Here is a 1,267-nt window from a genome sequence, read left to right as displayed (position 1 = left end):
CAGGGCTGCCTAAAAGTGTGATCAAGGAGCGCTCCCGGTGGTTTCCACCCCTCCCAGCGCCAGAATTCCCTTGATGTCGTAGGCCAGGTCCCGCATACCCTGGCGGATCGAGCGGTAGCCGCCCCGCCGCAGCAGGTTCATTACCACCGTTCGGAGGAAAGCGAACACTGGGGCGCCGATCCGGTTGGCGTAGCGATGGGCGTCCTCACCGAGCTGGACGTCACGGGCCCAGTGCCATTCGTTCTCAATGCTCCAGCGCTGCCGCACCAGTCGCAGCAGGGCTTCTGGGGTAGTGCGCACGCTGGTGAGGAACAGGTGTCGCCGCACGCTGCGCTTGCCTTTGCGGGTGAGCGTGTCGGTGATCACCTCCACGATCCAGGCGCTGCCGGGCCAGTTGGCCTTGATGTGCTCTGGTGCTTCCCGCGCCCGAAGTTCCCAGGCGGTGTCGCGCCCGTGGCGCTTCTCGTGATCCGTTGCAGTGAAAGGGATGTGACGCTTTCCCTGGAACTGGCAGCCAATCTGGCGGTAGAGGGTTTTCTGGTTGCTCTTGACGGTCAGGAGCACGTCGGCCCCCTGGGAGAGGCACCATCGAAAAACGACTGCGTCGTGTGGAGCGCGTCCGCCTGGATCAGCACGCCTTCCAGGTCAAGGCTGCTCAGCAGCTCTTTGAGAGCAGCCCGCTCGCTGGATTCGTGGGTGTCGTAGGTCTTCTGGGCCATGGCGACGCCCAGGGCCCGGGCATACACCGTGACCTGGGCCACAAAACGGTGGCTGCCCTCCTCCGTCTCGATGGCAGAGCCGCGCAGGGTCTTGCCGTCACACACCAACTGGTCCAGACCATCGGCCCCGCCTGGGATCTGGTTGATCATCCAGGCCTGCAGCACCTGGCCGAATTCCTGCAGGTGGGCCTTATTGAACAGGTAGAGGAAGGTGGCATCCGAGGGCCAGCGCTTGAAATTCAGGCCCAGCACCTGGTTCAGCGCCTCTCGGTGCCGCCTGGCAAACGCCTCCAGATCCCGGGAACTGCGGCAACCGCTCAGGATCCCGAGCACCGCCACCAGCAGCAGGAACCACTGGGGGTAACGCACCCCCCGGCGGTAGCGGCCGTCAGGGATGGCCTTGAGGAAGCTGATCAGATCATCCGGTGTGGGCTGATCGGCTGTGGCAGAGAGGTTTTGGGGCATTGGGGGCACTGAGACCCGCCGAGCGAACCCAATGCTGACAGCCCCGCCAAGAGCTATCGGGACAGACTTTTAGGCGGCCCTGG

2 protein-coding genes are annotated in these 1,267 nt (G+C 64.3%); both read right to left on the bottom strand.

The window, feature by feature from the left end:
* Positions 1–21 precede the first annotated feature (21 nt).
* The gene (locus AC01FP_RS17630) at positions 22–564 is read right to left on the bottom strand and encodes an ISAs1 family transposase (protein WP_474482024.1); all 543 of its coding nucleotides are present in this window, start codon (positions 562–564) and stop codon (positions 22–24) included.
* The gene (locus AC01FP_RS17625) at positions 555–1,184 is read right to left on the bottom strand and encodes an ISAs1 family transposase (RefSeq protein ID WP_474482023.1); all 630 of its coding nucleotides are present in this window, start codon (positions 1,182–1,184) and stop codon (positions 555–557) included. The genes AC01FP_RS17630 and AC01FP_RS17625 overlap by 10 nt, the downstream gene beginning before the upstream one ends.
* Between the last annotated feature and the right edge of the window lie 83 nt (positions 1,185–1,267).

The sequence above is a fragment of the Cyanobium sp. NIVA-CYA 375 genome, assembly GCF_056108345.1.
This window is presented reverse-complemented; position numbering and strand designations above follow the sequence as displayed.